Annotated in this window: 1 pseudogene; it reads right to left on the reverse strand. The window is 39.9% G+C overall.

The annotated features are described in order from the left end of the window. Positions 1-29 precede the first annotated feature (29 nt). A pseudogene (locus DWV53_RS16310) lies at positions 30-421 on the reverse strand (transposase); the annotation flags it as partial.

Raw genomic sequence — 421 nt, forward strand, 5'->3', positions numbered from 1 at the left:
CAATAGTTCGTTAATAATTCAATAATGTGCTAAGCAGCTATACGCTGTAAGCACGAGAGATCTTTGAAAATCTTGCTAATTAAAGTTCGGTTCGGGGTGTACCCACTTGCTTTAAAAATTCGTTTCACCAGATAAATGTTGGTCATCAGTGACTTGAATGAAGACATAGAATATTCCATTCCCATCTCCTTCATAGTTACCTTGGCAACATTTAGTGATGTGAACGAAGCATTGAAAGCAAAATCGAGTTTCCACTTATCGCGAGCCTGGCAGTCCATAAGACCAGTATAGCCTTTGGCGTCACGAAAGCAAAATTCGATATGGAACCTGGTTCTATAATAAAGAAGTACTTCTTCACCCGAAAGTGAGGTGTCTGTAGAGAAGAATAGTTTCTTCTTGCCATTCGGCATCTGCCAGATGA

Source organism: Segatella copri, assembly GCF_003465495.1.
Lineage (GTDB): Bacteria > Bacteroidota > Bacteroidia > Bacteroidales > Bacteroidaceae > Prevotella > Prevotella copri_G.